General features: G+C 72.5%; 16 protein-coding genes. 9 read left to right on the top strand and 7 right to left on the bottom strand.

All coding sequences use genetic code 11. From position 1 onward, the window contains the following. Positions 1–45: 45 nt before the first annotated feature. From OG349_RS06075 to OG349_RS06055, 5 genes are all read right to left on the bottom strand, one after another. A complete protein-coding gene (locus tag OG349_RS06075; protein ID WP_327233604.1) occupies positions 46–744 on the bottom strand; it encodes a response regulator transcription factor in 699 nt (232 codons plus the stop codon). After that, on the bottom strand, positions 741–2,069 hold the full coding sequence (locus OG349_RS06070) for a sensor histidine kinase (protein WP_327233603.1): 1,329 nt from the start codon (positions 2,067–2,069) through the stop codon (positions 741–743). The genes OG349_RS06075 and OG349_RS06070 overlap by 4 nt, the downstream gene beginning before the upstream one ends. Before the next feature lie 10 nt (positions 2,070–2,079). Then, on the bottom strand, positions 2,080–3,240 hold the full coding sequence (locus tag OG349_RS06065) for an acyltransferase family protein (protein WP_327233602.1): 1,161 nt from the start codon (positions 3,238–3,240) through the stop codon (positions 2,080–2,082). Beyond that, a complete protein-coding gene (locus OG349_RS06060; protein ID WP_327233601.1) occupies positions 3,233–4,267 on the bottom strand; it encodes an alpha/beta hydrolase in 1,035 nt (344 codons plus the stop codon). Before OG349_RS06060 ends, OG349_RS06065 begins: the two co-directional genes overlap by 8 nt. Positions 4,268–4,424: 157 nt before the next feature. Beyond that, positions 4,425–5,486: an Rv2578c family radical SAM protein gene (locus OG349_RS06055; protein ID WP_327233600.1), complete on the bottom strand. Its 1,062-nt coding sequence runs from the start codon at positions 5,484–5,486 to the stop codon at positions 4,425–4,427. Positions 5,487–5,719: 233 nt separating this feature from the next. Here OG349_RS06055 and OG349_RS06050 point away from each other — a divergent pair, with 233 nt between their 5' ends. The 7 genes from OG349_RS06050 (at position 5,720) to OG349_RS06020 (ending at position 14,611) form a co-directional block, all read left to right on the top strand. Next, positions 5,720–6,163 (top strand): SRPBCC family protein, encoded by a 444-nt coding sequence (locus OG349_RS06050; protein ID WP_327233599.1) that lies wholly within the window; start codon positions 5,720–5,722, stop codon positions 6,161–6,163. A gap of 292 nt (positions 6,164–6,455) precedes the next feature. Further along, positions 6,456–8,891 (top strand): MFS transporter, encoded by a 2,436-nt coding sequence (locus tag OG349_RS06045; RefSeq protein ID WP_327233598.1) that lies wholly within the window; start codon positions 6,456–6,458, stop codon positions 8,889–8,891. 168 nt (positions 8,892–9,059) lie between these two features. Further along, on the top strand, positions 9,060–11,552 hold the full coding sequence (locus OG349_RS06040) for a SpoIIE family protein phosphatase (protein WP_327233597.1): 2,493 nt from the start codon (positions 9,060–9,062) through the stop codon (positions 11,550–11,552). 94 nt (positions 11,553–11,646) lie between these two features. Beyond that, positions 11,647–12,360: a class I SAM-dependent methyltransferase gene (locus OG349_RS06035; protein ID WP_327233596.1), complete on the top strand. Its 714-nt coding sequence runs from the start codon at positions 11,647–11,649 to the stop codon at positions 12,358–12,360. Between the two features lie 295 nt (positions 12,361–12,655). Then, a complete protein-coding gene (locus tag OG349_RS06030) occupies positions 12,656–13,654 on the top strand; it encodes a dihydroxyacetone kinase subunit DhaK (RefSeq protein ID WP_327233595.1) in 999 nt (332 codons plus the stop codon). A gap of 61 nt (positions 13,655–13,715) precedes the next feature. Continuing rightward, positions 13,716–14,393 (top strand): dihydroxyacetone kinase subunit DhaL, encoded by a 678-nt coding sequence (gene dhaL, locus OG349_RS06025; RefSeq protein WP_327233594.1) that lies wholly within the window; start codon positions 13,716–13,718, stop codon positions 14,391–14,393. A gap of 77 nt (positions 14,394–14,470) precedes the next feature. After that, a complete protein-coding gene (locus tag OG349_RS06020) occupies positions 14,471–14,611 on the top strand; it encodes a hypothetical protein (protein ID WP_327233593.1) in 141 nt (46 codons plus the stop codon). Between the two features lie 14 nt (positions 14,612–14,625). Here OG349_RS06020 and OG349_RS06015 read toward each other — a convergent pair whose 3' ends face one another. Then, complete coding sequence (locus tag OG349_RS06015) at positions 14,626–15,333, bottom strand: HAD family hydrolase (RefSeq protein ID WP_327233592.1); 708 nt, start codon at positions 15,331–15,333, stop codon at positions 14,626–14,628. Between the two features lie 166 nt (positions 15,334–15,499). After that, positions 15,500–16,450 (bottom strand): ScbA/BarX family gamma-butyrolactone biosynthesis protein, encoded by a 951-nt coding sequence (locus OG349_RS06010; protein ID WP_327233591.1) that lies wholly within the window; start codon positions 16,448–16,450, stop codon positions 15,500–15,502. Positions 16,451–16,561: 111 nt separating this feature from the next. On the opposite strand from OG349_RS06010, the gene OG349_RS06005 reads away from it, so the two are divergent. Then, the gene (locus tag OG349_RS06005; RefSeq protein ID WP_327238468.1) at positions 16,562–17,218 is read left to right on the top strand and encodes a ScbR family autoregulator-binding transcription factor; all 657 of its coding nucleotides are present in this window, start codon (positions 16,562–16,564) and stop codon (positions 17,216–17,218) included. Then, positions 17,212–18,048 carry a M55 family metallopeptidase gene (locus OG349_RS06000; RefSeq protein ID WP_327233590.1) on the top strand — a complete coding sequence of 279 codons (837 nt, stop codon included), beginning with the start codon at positions 17,212–17,214 and terminating at the stop codon, positions 18,046–18,048. Before OG349_RS06005 ends, OG349_RS06000 begins: the two co-directional genes overlap by 7 nt. Position 18,049 lies beyond the last annotated feature (1 nt).

Below are 18,049 nucleotides of genomic sequence, written 5' to 3'. Positions count from 1 at the left end.
ATTGTTTCTCATGGCACTGACAACCGGCCGGAGCCCCGGCCCCGTTCAGTAGCCGGCCGGCCGCACCACACCCGTCTCGTACGCGAAGACCGCCGCCTGCGTCCGGTCGCGCAGGCCCAGCTTCACCAGGATCCGGCCCACATGGGTCTTCACGGTCTGCTCCGCGACGACGAGCCGCGCGGCGATCTCCGCGTTCGACAAGCCCTGCGCGATGAGGGACAGCACCTCCGTCTCCCGCTCCGTCAGGTCGCCCACGCGGTCCCTGCGCGGCACACGCGGGGCGGCGGTCACCCGGGAGAACTCGGCGATCAGCCGCTTGGTGATGTTCGGCGCGAGCAGCGCGTCCCCGGCCGCCACCACCCGTACCGCCTGCGCCAGTTCCTCCGCCGACGCGTCCTTCAGCAGAAAGCCGGACGCGCCCGCGCGCAGCGCCTCGTACACGTACTCGTCGAGATCGAAGGTGGTGAGGACGAGCACCTTCACGGGGGAGCCGGCCCGGGCGGTGAGGCGGCGGGTCGCCTCGATGCCGCCCAGTTCCGGCATCCGTATGTCCATCAGGACGACGTCCGGGGCGAGTTCCGCGACCTGGGCCAGCGCGTCGAGACCGTCCACCGCCTGGCCGACGACCTCGATGCCGTCCTCGGCGTTCAACAGCACGGTGAAACCCTGGCGGACCATGACCTGGTCGTCCGCGATCAGCACCCGGATGGGGGGCGGGAGTGCGGGTGGGGGCGTGGTTGTCATGTGGCTTCCTCCGTCGGCAGCGTCGCCGTCACCTCGTACCCGCCCGGCGGCGTCGCCCCGGTGGCCAGTTCGCCGCCCAGCATCGCAGTGCGCTCCCGCATCCCCAGCAGTCCGTGTCCCACATCCGTGGAAGGCGGCGCGACGGCACGCGCGGGAGCGCTGTTCACGACCCGGACCACCACGCGCGACGGCAGGTACCCGATCTCCACCCGCACCTCCGCGCCCGGCGCGTGCCGCATCACGTTGCTCAGCGCCTCCTGCACGATCCGGTACGCCGACAGGCCGACCCCCGGGGCCAGCGGGCGCGGCTCGCCGGTGAACCGGGTGGTGACCGGGAGCCCGGCCCCCCGTACCGTCCCGATCAGCTCGTCCAGCCGGTCCAGCGTGGGCTGCGGGGCGTGCCGCACGCTCTCGGACAACGCGTCCTCGGAGCGCAGGACGCCCAGCACCCGCCGCAGTTCCGTGAGCGCGTCGACGGCGTTGCCCCGTATCCCCGCGAGGTTCTCCCTCAGCTCCTCGGACGGGTTCTCGACCAGGTGCGGCGCCACCTGCGCCTGGATGGAGATGACCGACATGTGGTGGGCGACCACGTCGTGCAGCTCGCGTGCGATCCGGTTGCGCTCCTCCAGGAGCGTCCGCCGTGCCCGCTCGTCGGCGGTGAGCCCGGCCTGGACGACCAGTTCGGTACGGGCCTCCTGGCTGCCCCGCAGCGCGGCGCCGACCACCACCGCGACGCCGAAGACGGCGGCGGCCCGCGTCACGTCGGAGGCGTGTGCCGTGGTCACGGAAAGCCCGCAGGCCGCCCCGGCCAGCAGGCTGATGGCCAGCGCCCCGAACACGGCCCGGGGACGGACCCGCAGCGCCAGCAGGAACAGCACCCCGGCCTGGAGGGTCATCCCCTCGCTGGTCCACGGGTACAGCGTGTCCGGGACGGGGGCCATCCCCCCGCCGGTCCACGGGTACGGCGTGTCCGGGCCGGCGGTGGCCCTCGTGGAGAGCGCGACGACGACCATGACCAGCGTCACCACCCACCACGCGGGCACCGGCCGGAACACCGCGACCACCAGCGCCGCCGCCTGGAGCACGCCCAGGAGCGTGCCGTAGACCTGGCCCAGACCCGCGTCCCAGATGAGGTTGTTGACCCCCATCGCGCCGATGAACATCGCGCAGATCACCGTCAGGAGGACCACCACCGGCTGCCACTCCCGCCAGCCGGGCCGCCCCGTGTCCGGCAGGGGACCGAACGCCCGCGCCCCCAGGAGGTCCGTACGCAGCTGACGCGGCACCGCCCGCAGCTCCGCCACCACCCGGCGTGGGTCTCTCATGCGACCGACCCTAGACATGTCCCGCCTCCGCCCTCCGGGTGGGCCGTCCCTGACGGACGACCTCGGTCCGCCCGCGCGCCCGCTGTTCATGGCCACGGAACGCCGCCCAGCACACCAGCAGCGCCGCCGCGAACGCCGGGAGCCACGCGAGCCTCGCCGGCACCCAGCCCGGGTGGTCCGGCACGGTGTGCAGGCCCGCCAGCGGCCGGCCCACGAGCAGACCGGTCGCGGTGACGGCCATCATCGCGGTCTGATGCCACAAGAAGACCGTCACAGCGGAGAGATTGGCCAGTGCCACCCCCGCCCGGACCGCCGGCCGCGCGCACAGCCGCCGCAGCGGGCCCAGGAGCAGCAGGGCCGCCCCGCACTGTGCCAGGCCGAAGGTCACGGCGGCCAGGGTCGGCGGGTCGAGGTTGGAGACCGGGGCGCCCGGCACGCCGACCATGGACGCCGGGTAGCCGCCGAACAGGACCAGGAGCGCGGTGGCCGCCGAGCCGCCGCCCAGCAGCACCCAGGCGGCCCCCCGCCCGCTCAGGTCGCCACGGGACCAGGCCGCGCCCAGGCAGTACGGGACGAGCCAGCCCGCCGCCAGATTGACCCAGCCGAGCCACGCGGGCCCGCCGAGGGCGAACCGGAACAGGTCGATGTGCAGGACCACGGCCAGCGGCCACAGCGGGTGCAGTCGTGCGACCAGCGGGGTCGCAGCCGTCAGCGCCATCAGGACCAGCAGGAACCACAGCGGGGACAGCACCAGCTTGAGCAGCGCGTGTACGGTCGGCGGGCTCACCCCGGAGACGAGCATCACGCCCGCCGCCACCGCCCACACCCCCAGCACGGCGGTCACCGGCCGCCACAGCCGGGCCGTCCTGGCGCCGAGCCACTGTCCGTACGTCGTGCCCCGGGCACGGGCCGACGCGTAACTCGGCGCGGCCACCTGCCCGCCGACCACGAAGAAGACGGCGAGCGTCTGGAACAGCCAGGAGACCGGGGCCAGGTGGGGCAGGTACCGGAGCGGGCTCGCGGCACGCACCGTACCGCTGTCGGCGACCAGGGCGGTCACCAGCCAGTGGCCGAGCACCACACCGAGGATGGCGAGGGCGCGCAGGGCGTCGGTGGCCCGGTCACGGCCGGGCGGGGTGGCGGCGTCGATCCGCCGCACGAGATCACGCACGGGGTCCCTCCCCGGTGGAGGTGCCGGCGAGATCCCTGTCGAGGCGCGTCTCCCCGCCGGCTATCCGGGCCAGGTTCCGCAACGACACCGATCCGGGCCGCAGATAGCCGCTGTGGGCGGACCCGCCCGCGTCGAAGATCCGGGCGCCGAACGCCTCCGACACCGGGTCCCTGCCGAACCCCACCGTGACGAAGGGCAGTCGGAGCCGTCCGTACGGCACCCCGGCGATGCGGTCGGCGGAGCCCCGGCCCGCCCAGACGGTGGCCCCGGTACGGAGCGCGGTGGCGTGGTCGGCGCCGGTCCCGGGGCTGCCGTACAGCACCAGGTCGGCGACCGGCAGGCCCGGCGCGGCGCGGGCGCAGACGACGGAGCCGTACGAGTGGCAGAGCAGCGACACCCGCGCGGCGGGCGCGGCGGCGGCCAACTCGCCGACGAAGGACCGCAGATCAGGGGCCGCCTCGTCGGCGCGGCCCGCCGTCAGCACGGCGGGGCTCACCGTGGCCGGTGTCCGGTAGCCGAGCCAGGCGACGACGGCCGCCCCGGCGCCCATCTCCCGCCGGAGCGCGGCGGCCCCGGCCCCGAAGCGCGCGTAGTGGTCGAGGCCGGTGTCCGAGCCCGGCACCAGTACGGCGATCCGCCGGGCGCGCGCGAGATCGCCGAAGACCTCGGCGGTACGGCCGCCGTCGCGGCCGTCGAAGGAGAGGAAGCGGCGTGCCGGGTCCGCCATGACGCGCAGGGCTGCGGCCCGTACGTGGTCGCCGTGACCGGCCGCCATCCGCTCGGCGGCCCGGATCCCGGCGCGGTTGACGGCGTACCGGGTGTCCAGGGCGGCGGGGGTCAGGTGGTCCCGCAGCGGCGCGAGCGCGGCGGGCACGGGCGCCGGGACGGCCGCGGGGCGGGCCGCACCCGACACCGGCACCGCCACCGACGCGGTGACGAGCGCGGCGAGCAAGGTGCGGTGCGTGCGGTGCGTGCGGTGCGTGCGGTGTGAGCGCTGCGCGCGGTTGCCACGGGGCCATGACGCCATGGGGGAGGGACCTTCCGTACCGGATCTCTGTCGTGCTGCCGGTACCGAAGTTAGGGATCACACCGCGTCGTCCGCGTCCCGCCAGGGAGCCAAGCCCGCTGGTGGCTCCCAGGTATGACGGGTAGGGGTGCACCCCCGGCGCCACCACCCGACCGCCTCACAGCAAGGTCAGTTGCGTCCCCTCCGGTTCGGGATCGGGCAGCGGCGCCGCCATCCGGTGGTTGCCCGGCCTCGACAGCCCCGTCGAACCGCCCGCGCCCCGGGGGCCGATGCCGAACGTGTCGGCCAACTCGTGCACCTGCCGGGTGATCCGCCGCTGGTACCACTTCGGCGCGTACGCGCCCTCCGCGTACATCCGCTCGTACCGCCCCACCAGCTCCGGGTGGTGTTTCCCCAGCCACTCCATGAACCACTCGCGCGCCCCCGGCCGCAGGTGCAGCACCAGCGGGGTCACGGAGGTCGCCCCGGCCGCCGCTATCGCCCGTACCGTCGAACGGAGCTGCTCCGGGCTGTCGCCCAGGAACGGGATCACCGGGGCCATGAGCACCCCGCACCCGATCCCGGCGTCCGTCATGGCCCGTACGACGTCCAGCCGCCGCTCCGGCGACGGGGTGCCCGGTTCGACCGTGCGCCACAGCTCCTGGTCGGTGAAGCCCACGGAGACGGAGATGCCCACGTCGGTCACCGACGCCGCCTCGCGCAGCAGGTCCAGGTCGCGGAGGATCAGCGTCCCCTTGGTCAGGATGGAGAAAGGATTCGCCTGGTCCCGCAGGGCGCTGATGATCCCCGGCATCAGCCGGTAGCGCCCCTCCGCCCGCTGGTAGCAGTCGACGTTCGTGCCCATGGCGATGTGCGCGCCCTGCCACTGGCGCGAGGCCAGCTTCCGCCGTACCAGCTCCGGGGCGTTGATCTTGACGACGATCTGGGAGTCGAAGCCCAGTCCGGTGTCGAGGTCCAGATAGCTGTGGGTCTTGCGGGCGAAACAGTAGACGCAGGCGTGTGTGCAGCCCCGGTACGGGTTCACCGTCCATTCGAACGGCATGCGGGAAGCTCCCGGGACCCGGTTCACGATCGAGCGCGCGCGGACCTCGTGGAAGGTGATGCCGCGGAACTCGGGGGTGTCGAAGGTGCGGGTGGTGACCGCGTCCGTACCGAAGAGCGCGATGTCCCCGGCGGGCCGTGCGGTGGACGGTCCCTCGGTCAGATTGTCCCAGCGCATGGAGTACCTCCTCGGTAGTGCTGCCCCCACAATAGAACACATGTTCGTTTGATGGTCGAACGTGTGTCCACCGCGCCTCGAACCCGTGCCGCGCCCGCCCGCCCGGACCGCTCACCGGACGCGTGCCGCATGCACGGGTCCTGACCTCCGCGCCCCCGGATTTGGGCGGGCGTGCCGGAGGGTGGTTGGCTGGCCGCACCCCAACCCGAGAACCGAGTGCTGGAGGAAGTGCCATGGCGCAGGTCGAGGCCACGACGGAGCGGATCATCGCGGCGAAAGCGGACACGGTGTTCGACGCGCTGGCCGATTACCAGGACACCCGGGCGAAGCTCCTGCCCTCGCAGTTCAGCGAGTACGAGGTACGGGAGGGCGGTGACGGCGAGGGCACCCTCGTCCACTGGAAGCTCCAGGCCACCAGCAAGCGCGTCCGCGACTGTCTGCTGGAGGTGACCGAGCCCACCGACGGCCGGCTCGTGGAGAAGGACCGGAACTCCTCGATGGTCACCACCTGGACCGTCACCCCGGCCGGTGAGGGCAGCTCCAAGGCCGTCGTCACCACCGTCTGGGACGGCGCGGGCGGCATCGGCGGCTTCTTCGAGCGGACCTTCGCGCCCAAGGGCCTCGGCCGGATCTACGACGAGGTGCTGGCGAAGCTCGCGGCCGAGACCGAGAAGTAGGTTCGGCCGGAAGACGTGAACAGCGTCAAGGCATGAACGGCCCCAAGGCATGAACAGCCGGACCCCGGGGGGCTCCCCGGGGTCACCGGTTCGAGTGGTTTTCCCCGCGACGCCGTTGCGCCCGCCCCGTGCGACGCGTCGCGGGAAAGCCCCTGATGAGCGCCCCGGCACACCCCGTACTTCCCAACCCGCCCCCGCCGCAAGGCCCTTCGCCCCGGCCGTTCCCGCTTGCTCCTGCTTGGCGAGCAATGCGAAGAATGACGCCGCGCAGGTGCGACGAGGGGAGCAGTACGTGGGCGGGATCACGCTGGTGAAGGACGCCGGGCAGGCCACCGTGCCCGTCCCGGCCGTGGCGGCGGGCACCCCGCCCCCTCCGACGCGCGCCACCGGTGGCGCGCCACCGGCCGAGCCGCTGAGCCCCCGCCGGGTCCGGCTCGTCTTCTTCGGGCTGATGCTCGCCCTGCTGCTCGCCGCGCTGGAACAGATGATCGTGGCGACCGCCCTGCCCAAGATCGTGGGGGAACTGCACGGCCTGGAGCGGATGTCCTGGGCGATCACCGCGTATCTGCTCACCTCCACGATCGGTCTGCCGATCTACGGCAAGCTCGGCGACCTCTTCGGCCGCAAGGGCGTCTTCCAGTTCGCGATCATCGTGTTCGTCATCGGCTCGGCGCTGGCCGGCTGGTCCCGCACGATGAACGAGCTGATCGCCTTCCGCGCCGTCCAGGGCGTCGGCGCCGGCGGACTGATGATCGGCGTCCACGCGATCATCGCGGACATCGTGCCGCCCCGGCAGCGCGGCCGGTTCATGGGCCTGATCGGCGGCGCGTTCGGCCTCGCCTCGGTGGCGGGACCGCTGCTCGGCGGGTTCTTCACCGACCACGTGTCCTGGCGCTGGTGCTTCTACTTCAACGTGCCCTTCGGCCTGCTCACGCTCGCCGTGGTGTCCGTCGTCCTCACCCTCCCCAAGCCCACCAGCCGGGGCCGGCTGGACATCCTCGGCGCGCTGATGCTCGCCGCCGCCTCGACGTGCCTGGTGCTGCTGACCAGTTGGGGCGGTACGGAGTACGCGTGGGGCTCACGCGTCATCCTGGGACTGGCCGCCGGGGCCGTCGGAACCACCGTGCTGTTCCTCGTCGTCGAGCACTTCGCGCCCGAACCGATCATCCCCCTGCGGCTGTTCCGCGACTCCGTCTTCACCCTCACCGGTCTGATCGGCGCCGTGCTCGGTCTGGCGCTCTTCGGGGCCGCCAGCTATCTGCCGACCTTCCTCCAGATGGTCGACGGCGCCTCCGCCACGGAGTCCGGCCTGTTGATGCTGCCGATGATGGGCGGCATCGTCGTCGCGTCCGTCGTCTCCGGCCAACTCATCAGCCGTACCGGCCGCTACAAGATCTACCCGGTGGTCGGCGGCGCGCTCTCGGCCGCCGGGATGTGGCTGCTGTCCCGGCTGGAGGCTGACACCTCCATGCTCGAATGCGGCATCGCCCAGGCGGTGTTGGGCCTCGGCATCGGGCTGGTGATGCCCGTCCTCATCCTCGCCGTGCAGAACGCCGTGCCGCCCTCCGACCTCGGCGTCGCCACCAGCGCCAACAACTACTTCCGGCAGATCGGCGGCAGCGTCGGCGCCGCCGTCTTCGGCACGCTCTTCGCCGACCGGCTCGCCGACGCGCTCGCCGACCGGATCCCGGCGGGCGCCGCGCTGCCGAACGCCCACTCCATCACCCCGCAGTTGGTCCACGCGCTCCCTCCCGCGCTGCGGGACCACTACATCCAGGCGTACGCGGACGCGATGCCGCGGATCTTCCTCTACCTCGTGCCGGTGCTCGTCCTCGGCCTGTTGCTCGCCTTCTTCCTCAAGGAGAAACCGCTGGTGTCCCACAACGCCCCCGCCGCCGAGTCCTCCGCCGTCCCCACCGCGCGCGCCGCCGCGAACGGCGCCCCGATCGCCGCGCCGCCCCCGTACGTCTCGGGAGTGGCCGTCTGCGGCACCGTGCAGCACTACGACGGCAGTACGGTCCCGCGCGCCGCGCTCACCCTCATCGACGTCCAGGGGCAGCAGATCGGGCGCGGGGCGAGCGGCGAGGACGGGCGGTACGCGCTGAGCGTGCCCGGCGCCGGCTCGTACGTGATGATCGCGGCGGCCGGCGGCCACCAGCCGCAGGCCGTCACGGTCACCGTCGGCGAGCGCCCCGTCGAGCTGGACGTGGTCCTCGGCGGCGCGGGCCGCCTCGCGGGCGCGGTGCTCACCGCGGACGGCACGCCGGTACGGGACGCCGCCGTGACCCTCACCGACGTACGGGGCGACGTGGTGGCGTCCACCCGCAGCGGGCGCGAGGGCGCCTACGTGATCGGCGAACTGGTGGCGGGGGAGTACACGCTGGCCGCGAGCGCCCCCGCCTTCCGCCCCGCCGCGCTCCCCGTCAGCGTGCAGTCCTCCCGCGAGACCCGGCAGGACATCGAGCTGGCGGGCGGGGCGGTGCTGCGCGGTACGGTAAGGGCCGGGGGCGGCCGGCCCGTCGAGGACGCCCGCGTCACGCTGCTGGACGCGGCGGGCAACGTGGTCGACACCCTCACCACCGGTTCCGACGGCACCTTCCGCTTCGTGGACCTCTCGTCGGGGGAGTACACGGTGATCGCAGCGGGCTATCCGCCGGTCGCCACGGTGCTCCAGATGGCGGGCGGCGGACGCACCGAACGCGACCTCCAACTGGGTCACGCGGACTGAGAGAAGCGCGAAGAAGGACCGTTGAAAAGCTGACTGAATTTCAGTCAATTCCCCGGCGTGCGCGGGCGCACCACCTATTAGTTCATTGCCCGGCGCTTCTCGTGCGCAGGGCCGTACCGTGGTGGGCGGAGCCGCAGATCCTGGCGGCAGGGAAGGAGCCTTCCAGCCATGGACCGTGGTGTTCCGCCGGGGCCGCCGCAACAGCCGCTCGCGACGGCAGGCCGGATTCCGCTCGCCGTGGTCGTCGTGGACCGCGACGGCCTCGTGTCGCACTGGTCGACCGGCGCACGGCGGCTTTTCGGCCATTCCAAGGACGAGGCGGTGGGCCGGTCCGCCAGCGATCTGATGCCGGTGGCCGGCGCACTCGCCGACGAGGAACCGGGCCTCGCGCACGGCGGGTACGGCGGTGAGAGCCGCGCCACGTTCGACGGCCACGACGAGCTGGGCCCCGACCTGCACACCCGCGGCTCGTACCCGACGTCGGGGCGCGCGACGCTCTCCGAGGACGGGCGCCGGCGGCTCGACGTGCTGTGGTGGGCCTATCCCCTGGTCGGTCCCGGACCGGGCCGCCATCTCGTACTCGCCGCCGACGCCGCCCAGTTCGGCGACGGCTACACCTCCGCCGACGATGCCGCAGGCGAAGAGGTGAGGCAGGCCGACGTCCAGCGGATAGCGCCGGGCTTCGCCCTGCACACCGACTTCCCGGACGCGGAGGCGCTGGCCAGGCGCCTGCCCGACATCCTGCCCAATATGAGCCCGGCCGAGTCCACCCGTATCGTCTCGCAGGTGCTCGAACTGGGTTACCCGGTGCTGGAGTTCAGCCACCACGACCGCGTTCCCGTCACCCCGGACTGGGGTGTGCCGCGCCGGGTCGCGTCCCGGCGGAGCAGGCTGACCGTCGTGGAGGAGGACGGCGGGACCCGGCGCGGTGGCGCGCCCCGGCCCGAACTCGACCTCGAATACGCCGCGGTGCGCGAGAGCCTGGAGTTCCTGAACGAGGTGAGCCGCCGGATCGGGTCCTCCCTCGACCTGGAGCGCACCATCCGCGAGGTCACCAGCGCCGCTGTCCCGCGCTTCACCGACTTCGCCGGTACGCACCTGCGCGCCGCCGTGCTCGCCGGGGAGGGGTTCCCGGACGGGCCGCCCGACGTCACCACCGTCTGGCACCGGGTCTGGGTCGAGCACAACGACGAACCGGGCCGCTGGGACGACACCGTGCCGATCGGCGAGGCGATCTCCTTCCCGGAGCACACCCCGTTCTTCCAGTGCATGGTCACCGGCGAGCCGGTCCTCATCCCGACGCTCGGCGAGGAGGACGGCGACCGCATCTCGGGCGAGTTCGAGAAGCGCGACCTGCGCCCGCTCATCAACAACCGGTCCATGCTGCTGGTCCCGCTCAAGGCCCGTGACGTCGTGCTCGGCTTCATGGTCCTGATGCGGCGCCCCGAGCGGGAGCCGTTCGACGACATGGACCGTACGACGGGCGCCGAACTGGCCGCGCGGGCGGGCCTCGTCCTCGACAACGCCCGCATGTACACGTACCAGGAAAACGTGGCGGAGACCCTCCAGGACAGCATGCTGCCGACGGTCGCCGCGCGGATGGCGGGCTGTGACACCGCCACCCGCTACCTGCCCGGTACCCGGCTCGGCCGGATAGGCGGCGACTGGTTCGACGCGGTGAAACTGCCCGGGTCCCGTACGGCGCTGGTCGTCGGGGACGTGATGGGGCACGGGCTGCGCTCCGCGGCGATGATGGGCCAACTGCGCACCGCCGTCCAGACGATGGCGACCATGGAGATGCCGCCCGCCCAACTGCTGCGCAATCTGGACGACCTGGCCCAGCGCCTCGGGGAGAGCTATCTCGCGACCTGCCTCTACGCGGTGTACGACCCGATCCGCTCCGAGCTCCAGATCGCCAACGCCGGACACATCCCGCCCGTCCTGGTCCGGGCCGCCGACGGCCGGGCCGAGGTGCTCGACCTGCCGACCGGCGCGCCCATCGGGGTCGGTGGCGTGGCGTTCGAGACGGCGGTCGTCCGCGTGGCACCCGGCGACCGGCTGGTGCTGTGCACCGACGGTCTGGTGGAGGTACGCGGCGCGGACATCGGGGACGGCCTGGCGGCGCTCTGCGAGTCCGCCGCCCATCCCGCCGCGTCGATGAACGACGCCTGCGACACGATCATCCGCGCGCTGAACCCCCGGGGCGGGCGCAAGGACGACGTGGCGCTCCTGATGGCCCGGCTGAACGGCATCCCGGACGGTGACGTGGCCGAGTGGCAACTGGCCCTCGATCCACGCGAGGTGGCACGTGCCAGGCGGCTGGTGCACGGCCGGCTGCTCGACTGGGGCCTGCCGGACGCCGTGGAGACGGCCGAACTGATGGTCAGTGAGCTGGTCACCAACGCCGTCCATCACGCCCGCTCGCACCACGTCGGGCTGCGGCTGGTCCGCACCGACGCGCTGCTGTGCGAGGTCCAGGACGACGAGCCGGCCCCGGCGACCCTGCTGAGTGCGAGCAGGGAGGACGAGTTCGGCCGGGGACTGCGGGTGGTGAGCAGTCTCGCCCGGGAGTGGGGGACAAGCAGCACGCCGCACGGCAAGACGGTGTGGTTCGAGCAGGCGCTGGGCCAAAAGGGGCGTGCGCGCCGGGCGAGCCGGTGAAAGACGTTCCCGGCCCCTTGCCCGGCGAGCGTTCCGACCGGTAGGCCGGTGCTGCACAACTCTGCTTCTGACGGCCTGACTTGGGGAGACGCACATGGATGTGTCGCAGCGCTACCGGGACGCGTGGGAAGGGTACTGGCGGGAGACCTCCGACGCGCCGGGGGAGGCCATCTGGGACTCGGATGCCTCCCTCAGCTCCGTACCGCACAGCGCTCTGCTGCTGCCGTACGCCGATGTGTCGCTGCCCGTGGTCGACCTCGGCTGCGGCAGCGGCACCCAGACGCGCTATCTGGCGACGCTCTTCGCCCGCGCGATCGGCGTGGACCTGTCGCTGGCGGCGGTGGAGCACGCGCGCCGCGCGGACACGGCCGAGGCCGCCACGTACGAACAGCTGAACCTGGTCGACGCGGGCGCGGTGGAGGCCCTGGGGGAGCGTCTGGGTGACACCAACGTCTACATGCGCGCCGTCATCCACCAGAGCGAGCCGCAGGACCGCGCGGCGGTCGCCGGGGCGGTCGCGCGGCTCCTCGGGGCGCGGGGGCGGGCGTTTGTCGTCGAACTGACGTCCGCCTCGAAGGCGGTGTTCCAGCAGGCGGTGGAGGCGGGCACGCCCGCGAAACTCCAGCGGGTCTTCGACCACGGCCTGCGGCCGGCCGGGGCCGCCGACGAGGAGGTCCCCGGGCTGCTGCGCGCCGCGGGCCTGAAGATCCTGGACACCGGCGACACGGCGCTCCCGCAGACGGAGCATCTGCCGGACGGCACCAGGATCGACCTGCCGGCGCGCTGGTTCGTGCTCGCCCGGGAGTGAGCGGTACGAGTGGGGAGTGAGCGGTACGGGCCCGGCGTGAGCGGGACCGGCCGGGCGTGAGCGGGACCGGCCGGGCGTGAGCGGGACCGGCCGGGCGTGAGCGGGACCGGCCCTCAGGGGGCGTGAAGGGGGGCGGGGACAGGGCGTGGCCGGGGTCGGGAAGGCGTACGTACGGCGCTCGTGGCCCGGGAGCGTGCTTCGGCCGCCGGGTCGGTGTGAGTTGCCGCCCGGCGTGTCGTGGCACACGATGGCGTTCCGGTGGTCCGCCCGCGGCGGGTGATTTCTGGGAGCCCACATGGCCTTGTACTTCGGGAACAGTTCGGACTCTTTGGTCATCGACGCGCTGGCCGGCTTCGCCCGGGCCCACGCCGATCTGGTGGCGCACGACGTCGAGCACGGTTTCATACGGGCCCTGCACACGTCCCCCGCCAGACGGGTGGGCCTGGTGTCGGGCGGCGGTTCCGGCCACGAACCCCTGCACACGGGATTTGTCGGTCTGGGCATGCTGGACGCGGCCTGTCCGGGCCGGATCTTCGCCTCACCGCACAACCGGCAGGTCTTCATGGCGTCCCGGGCGGTGGCCCGCGAGGACGGCGTACTCCATCTGGTGAAGAACTACACCGGCGACCGCATCAACTTCGGCATCGCGGCCGAGCGCCTCGTCCACGAGGGCATCGCCTGCACCCGGGTGCTGATCGACGACGACCTCGCCTCGGAGTCCGAGGAGATCGCGGCGGGCAGGCGCGGCACGGGCGCGACCGTGCTGGTCGAGAAGGTGCTCGGGGCCGCCGCCGACACCGGTCTGGGACTGCGTGACCTGGCGGACCTCGGGACCGACCTGGTGTCCCGCTGCCGGAGCCTCGCCGTCGCCTCCGCGTCGCACACCGCGCCCACCACGGGGCTGCCCGCCTTCGAGCTGCCGATCGACCGAATGGAGTACGGCGTCGGGATCCACGGCGAGCGCGCGGACCACACCGTCCCCCGGCAGCCGGTCCGGGAGCTGGTCGGGAACATGGCGAGCGCGCTGGAGAAGTCCCTGGGGCTCGGCAAGGGCGCGTCCGTGATCCTCCTGGTCAACGGTCTCGGTTCCCTCACCCGATTGGAGCTGTACGCGGTGCTGGCCGACGCGGCCCGGGTCCTCGACGCGCGCGGCATCACCACCGAGCGGGTGCTGGTGGGCGATTTTGTCACCGCGCTGGACATGCGGGGCTTCTCCCTGTCCGTGATGGTGGCGGACGCCGAGACGGTCAAGCTCTTCGACGCCCCCGCCCGTACCGCTGCCTGGCCCCGCTGAGCCGACCGCTCTCCGTCGACCTGGGCGGCAGCGCCGCCGACCCGAAGAGAGGCAGGACGCCATGCACGTGGACGGAACGTTCACCGACGGCTGGATGCGGCGCTTCGCGGCATCCGTCTCCGCCACCGAGGCCGAACTGACCGCGCTCGACCAGGCGGCCGGGGACGGCGACTTCGGCACCAACCTCATGGCGGGACTGGACGCCACACTCCGCTTCCTCGGCGACGCGCCCACCGGTCCCGCGGACCCGGCGGGCCCCCTGCGCGCCGCCGCCACGGCCTTCCTCGACGAGGTGGGAGGGACGAGCGGACCGCTGTTCGGGCTGCTCTTCCACGAACTGGCGGTGGCCGCCACGGACGCGGGGCCCGAGCTGACCGTGAGCGCGCTGGCCGCCGGCGCGGGCGGTGGCCTGTCGGCGATCCGGCGGGTCGGGGAGGCCGCTCCCGGCGACAAGACACTGGTCGACGCGCTGGCACCCGCCTGCGACGCCCTGCGGTCGTGCGACCGGAAGGGGGACCCGAGGAAGGCGCTGTCGCGTGCGGCCGCCGCCTCCTGGGAGGGCGTACGGGACACGGCCGGCCTACGGGCCCGACGGGGCCGGGCCAGCTACGTGGGGGAACATGCCTCAGGGGTGCCGGACCCGGGCGCGGTGGGCATCGCGCTGCTGTTCTCGTCGTCCGGCGAGAGCGTCACGACCCTGGCACCGTATCTGGAGGAACCCACTCCGGCGGCCCGGTAGGCGCACAGGCCAACGGCCTTGATTTTCTGGGCACTTGTACGGAGAGGATTTCCCGGATCACCTGGGTGCTGTTGGCGATGAACGTCGGCGCTGCGGTGATCGCCACGCATCTCGACGGCGACGGCGACTGCGCCTGCGACAGCGACAGCGACAGCGACGGCGACGGCGACGGCGACTGCGTGGTGCGCGGGGCCGGCTCCCGGCGGTCCCGCACCTGACCCGCGTCGGCGTGCTAGCTGGCCGGTACGCCTCCCTGGGCCTGGCTGGGGATGCGGTCGCAGGCCCAGAGCCGTACCTCCGGGTTGTCCAGGGCGCGGACCCACAGGTCCACCAGGGCCACCGTCTCGGGGCTCGGCCAGGAGCCCGCCCCGAGGACGCGCATGCCGGCCCCTACCGCTGCCTGGACGCCGCAGTGCGAGTCCTCGACGGCCAGGGTGTCGGCCGGGTCGACGCCGCACAGCTTGGCGGCCGTGAGGTAGACGTCCGGGTGCGGCTTGGGCCTGATGGTGCCGTCCGGGACCACGATGTGGTCGAAGCAGTCGAGCAGCCCCGCCGTGTCGAGGCAGGACTCGACCACCTCGGCCGGGCAGTTGCTGGCGACGGCCAGCGGCGCGAACCGCCGTACGTCATGGACCAGTTCCCGGGCGCCGGGCATGGTCATCGGCTGCTCGGCGACGAGCGACCGGAACTCCGTGAGCAGCTGGGACGTCATGTCCCCGGCCAGGTCGGGGCGTCCCGACTCGACCGCCATGAGGGTGCCGCACTCGGTGTAGTGCAGGCCTTTGGCCCGTTCCGCGAATCCGGGGGCGGGAGCGAAGCCGTACCCGTCGAGGACGAGGTCGCGGGCGTCCTGCCAATGCCGTTCGGTGTCCATCAGTGTGCCGTCGCAGTCGAAAACAATGGCCGCGGGGGTCCAGGAAAGGATGCGAGAAGCCGTCATTTCGATTTCTTGTCCGTTCGCGTAGGGGAGTGGCGCCCGAGAGGGCGGCTTTGGGTGGCGGGCGCGCGGAGTGTGTTCATCCGGCGCCCGCCGAAAACATAACGATCGCTACGCTAAGGACGGCGACTCGACGTAGTCAAGGAGGCACGGATCGTGACGAGGGTGTTCACCGGTAGTGCAGGGTGCCGAATGCTTTCTGTTCGCCCCCTTGCAGGACGCGGAAGACGCAGGTCGAGTGGTGTGGCACGCAGAGAATGCGCGCGGGCGGATCGAATTCGGTGAACCGCGCGGCTTTCAGCCGTCCGGCGGTAGGGCGAAGCAACGTTCCGCCACTCTGCCGGGCGGCCGCCTGCCGTGCCGCCTCCAGCAGGACCATGCCGGGCACGTGGTCCGACGCGTGGTCGAAGAAGAACGGGTGGCGCGGGTCGGCGGGCTCCACGAGCAGTACGTCGTCCGGAGCGGGACCGCCGGCCCGCAGGGGCCGCGTGCCGTGGGTGACCAGGACGTCGTGCGGGGTGTGCACCCCCACCGTCACGGCGTCCGGGTACGGCCGGCCCGTCGGCGTCGCCCCGGGGGCGACGGTTCCGGCCCGCCCCGCGCGTACCGCGCCGTACCGCTCCTCGTCCAGGAAGAGCGCACCCCCGCCGGCCAGCGCGAACGCTCGCCCGCCGGCCAGGAACGCCACCTCCAGGCGCAGCCCCGTCACGCCGCCGCCAGGACCGCGCCGCACCTCGCTGACGGTGGCCAGGCAGGTGACCTCGGTGGCGCCGAAGGCCGCCCGGGGCTCGGCCGACGGGTCGAGGCGGAAGAAGAGATCGGTGATCAGCAGCCGGGCGTCCGGCGCGACGCCGTAGTGGCGCAGGGGCAGGTAGATGCCCAGCTGGCGCAGGGTCTCCACGACCATCAGGGGGCTGTGGAGGTCCGTGCCGCCGCGCGGGAAGGTGGGATGCGACCGCGGCCAGCACGCGGCGGCCTCGAAGCGGCCGTCCCCCGCCTGCCGTACGTCGGTCAGGAGCACCTCCGCGACCGAGGCCCGGTGGACCGTCTCGCGGGCGACCGTGCGCGACCAGCTCAGCGGTCGGGAGTCACCGCCGAGTTCATCGAACAAATCCATCATGAAATAAAACAATCCCAATTTCTCGGGATCTGCACGCCAGCGTTGTCGCGGCATTGGCGGAAAGCACTACATTGCGTGATGTCAGCAGCGGAATCGGGACTCGGAGTGCACGTGCAGGCTAGGGCGAAAAACACGCGTAGGTTTCTTCTGGAAGCGGCAGCACGCCTGTTCGATGAGCGGGGATACGCCGGGACCAGTATCAGCGACATCAGCGCGGAGTCCGGCCGTACCAGCGGAGCCATCTACTTCCATTACGTCAGCAAGGAAAAACTCGCCCTCGCGATCGTCGAGGCGCATTTCGCGACCTGGCCCGAGCTGGTCGGGGAATACCTCACCGCGGAGCGCCCCGCGCTCGACCGGCTCGTCGGACTGAGCTTCGACGTGGCGAAGGCGTTCCGCGACGACGTCGTCGTCCGGGCCGGCGCCCGCCTCTGGGCCGAGCGCACCGCGATCGACGCCCCGCTGCCCGCCCCGTTCGTCGGCTGGCTCGCCACGGTCACCACGCTCCTCGAACAGGCCCGCGCCGGGGGGGAGCTCAACCCGCACCTGGACCCCGGCGTGGCCGCGCACGGGGTCGTGTACGCGTTCTTCGGTCTCCACACCGTCTCGGACGCGCTCGACGGCCGGGAGTACATCGAGGACAGGCTCCGGGACCTGTGGCTGCTGCTGCTGTCCGGGCTCCAGGCGCGCCCCGACGCGGCCGGACTGCTGGAGCGGGTGCGCCCGTGCGTACCGGCGGTCACCTGCGATAGGACTGGCGCATGGTAAAGATCCTCATCAGCGCCGACATGGAGGGCGCGACCGGCGTGACCTGGCCGGCCGACGTCCTGCCCGGCACGCCGCAGTGGGAGCGCTGCCGCGCCCTGTTCACCTCCGACGTGAACGCCGCCGTGCTCGGTTTTCTCGACGGCGGCGCCGACGACGTACTCATCAACGAGGCGCACTGGACCATGCGCAATCTCCTCCTGGAGCAACTGGATGATCGGGCACAGCTGCTGACGGGGCGTCACAAGTCACTCTCCATGGTGGAGGGGGTCCAGCACGGCGATGTCGACGGCATCGCCTTCGTCGGCTACCACACCGGCGCCGGTACGGAAGGGGTCCTCGCGCACACCTACCTCGCCAACTCGATCACCGGCGTGTGGCTCGACGGCACACGCGCGAGCGAGGGAGTGCTGAACGCGGCCGTTGTCGCCGAGTACGGCGTCCCGGTGGTCCTGGTCACCGGCGACGACCTGACCTGCGCGGACGCGGACGGCTACGCGCCGGGGGCCCGCAAGGTCGCGGTGAAGGACCACGTCTCGCGGTACGCCGCGGTGTGCCGCACCCCGGCTCGTACCGCTGCCGACATCCGCGCGGCGGCGAAGGAGGCCACGGCGCTCGCCGTACGGTACGAACCGGCCCCCGCCGGTCCCTTCACCGTCGAGCTGGAGTTCGACGCCGCCCATCTCGCCTCGGCCGCCACCGTGGTTCCGGGGGTCGCCGCCACGGGCGAACGCCGCGTCGTGTACACCAGCGGGACGATGTACGAGGGCATTCGCACCTTCAAGGCGGTCACCACGATCGTCTCGGCCGCGGTGGAGGAGCAGTATGGCTGAC

The sequence above is a fragment of the Streptomyces sp. NBC_01317 genome (assembly GCF_035961655.1).
Taxonomy (GTDB): Bacteria; Actinomycetota; Actinomycetes; order Streptomycetales; family Streptomycetaceae; genus Streptomyces.
This window is presented reverse-complemented; position numbering and strand designations above follow the sequence as displayed.

What these genes read in the sequence shown, in the direction of transcription:
- OG349_RS06075 (WP_327233604.1), bottom strand. Translation starts at nt 744, where the DNA reads ATGACAACCACGCCCCCACCCGCACTCCCGCCCCCCATCCGGGTGCTG.
- OG349_RS06070 (WP_327233603.1), bottom strand. Translation starts at nt 2,069, where the DNA reads ATGAGAGACCCACGCCGGGTGGTGGCGGAGCTGCGGGCGGTGCCGCGT.
- OG349_RS06060 (WP_327233601.1), bottom strand. Translation starts at nt 4,267, where the DNA reads ATGGCGTCATGGCCCCGTGGCAACCGCGCGCAGCGCTCACACCGCACG.
- OG349_RS06055 (WP_327233600.1), bottom strand. Translation starts at nt 5,486, where the DNA reads ATGCGCTGGGACAATCTGACCGAGGGACCGTCCACCGCACGGCCCGCC.
- OG349_RS06050 (WP_327233599.1), top strand. Translation starts at nt 5,720, where the DNA reads ATGGCGCAGGTCGAGGCCACGACGGAGCGGATCATCGCGGCGAAAGCG.
- OG349_RS06040 (WP_327233597.1), top strand. Translation starts at nt 9,060, where the DNA reads ATGGACCGTGGTGTTCCGCCGGGGCCGCCGCAACAGCCGCTCGCGACG.
- OG349_RS06035 (WP_327233596.1), top strand. Translation starts at nt 11,647, where the DNA reads ATGGATGTGTCGCAGCGCTACCGGGACGCGTGGGAAGGGTACTGGCGG.
- OG349_RS06030 (WP_327233595.1), top strand. Translation starts at nt 12,656, where the DNA reads ATGGCCTTGTACTTCGGGAACAGTTCGGACTCTTTGGTCATCGACGCG.
- dhaL (WP_327233594.1), top strand. Translation starts at nt 13,716, where the DNA reads ATGCACGTGGACGGAACGTTCACCGACGGCTGGATGCGGCGCTTCGCG.
- OG349_RS06020 (WP_327233593.1), top strand. Translation starts at nt 14,471, where the DNA reads ATGAACGTCGGCGCTGCGGTGATCGCCACGCATCTCGACGGCGACGGC.
- OG349_RS06015 (WP_327233592.1), bottom strand. Translation starts at nt 15,333, where the DNA reads ATGACGGCTTCTCGCATCCTTTCCTGGACCCCCGCGGCCATTGTTTTC.
- OG349_RS06010 (WP_327233591.1), bottom strand. Translation starts at nt 16,450, where the DNA reads ATGATGGATTTGTTCGATGAACTCGGCGGTGACTCCCGACCGCTGAGC.
- OG349_RS06000 (WP_327233590.1), top strand. Translation starts at nt 17,212, where the DNA reads ATGGTAAAGATCCTCATCAGCGCCGACATGGAGGGCGCGACCGGCGTG.